We start from the raw sequence: 956 nt of genomic DNA, 5'->3' as shown, positions 1-956 counted from the left end.
TGATATTGGAAGTTGTGATAATTAACTTCCGTCTGCTGTGACAGCCTGAATATATTAACGAATGCTGATGGTTGAATAAATTGATTACCTTTGTGTCGTGTTTCGTACAAGTGATCGCGCTAATATGTCAATAGGAGAATAATTTCACTTCATTGAACTAATTTTTATTAGTTGTAGAATAGATTTTATTGATCCCCCGTTTGTTATTTTATGTCATTCTGCCATCAAAATATGCTACTCACCGAATCACCTTTCAACTGTAATTAGTCAAAATTCATTCTCCAGTATTGATGAACCTATTTTATTGATGTTCACAGGCGGAGAAGTCATCCGCCTTCATTTAGTTATAAAAACAGAATTGGAGGTAATACTATGTATGATTGGTCTGGAACTGTGCCAGGAAAAGCCGAGAAAGGTCAACCCACAGGGCTTATTCTCAAAAAGGGAGATGTTATATCTATTGTTGCTAAGGGATGGGTGAAGTACGGACGTGGAGACAATCAATGGGCAGCACCTCAGAGTCAAGTACCTATAAAACCAAATCTATCATACGTCACACTCATTGCTAAAATTGGCGATAAAACCTATGAAATAGGAAATGGTGTGCTTCATAAAACGGTTCCTGTTGATGGGGAACTAATACTTTTATTCCTTGATGGCCAAGGTATGTATGGTGATAATTCAGGTGAATTTCACGTCAATGTCATAATAGAGTCTCGGTATTCCCCTCTCGAAGAAAGAAAATAAATAACTAAAACCCTAACCCGCAAATTTCTGCGGGTTAATTATTCTTCTATCTCACCTGTTCAGTCATTTCACCATCAGAAACCGTCTCTGCTGCTTCCCTCCCCCTCACATTCCACACCGAATCTTCCGGCATCTGAACGCGGACATCCAAGCGACAGCCTTCGGGAATGTCACAGGGTTCACCATCCGCATAGTAGATCTTCTCACCG

2 protein-coding genes are annotated in these 956 nt (G+C 39.7%); one reads left to right on the top strand and one right to left on the bottom strand.

Annotated features, from left to right (window positions below):
- Nucleotides 1–372 precede the first annotated feature (372 nt).
- On the top strand, nucleotides 373–747 hold the full coding sequence (locus FE394_RS19250) for a LecA/PA-IL family lectin (RefSeq protein ID WP_319927925.1): 375 nt from the start codon (nucleotides 373–375) through the stop codon (nucleotides 745–747).
- A 46-nt stretch (nucleotides 748–793) separates the two neighbouring features.
- On the opposite strand, the gene FE394_RS20165 is transcribed toward FE394_RS19250, so the two are convergent.
- Complete coding sequence (locus FE394_RS20165; RefSeq protein WP_474068191.1) at nucleotides 794–916, bottom strand: hypothetical protein; 123 nt, start codon at nucleotides 914–916, stop codon at nucleotides 794–796.
- Nucleotides 917–956 lie beyond the last annotated feature (40 nt).

The organism is Xenorhabdus littoralis (assembly GCF_033949345.1).
Classification (GTDB): Bacteria; Pseudomonadota; Gammaproteobacteria; order Enterobacterales; family Enterobacteriaceae; genus Xenorhabdus; species Xenorhabdus littoralis.
Note: the sequence above shows the minus strand (reverse complement) of the source record. Positions and strands in the feature narration are given on the sequence as shown.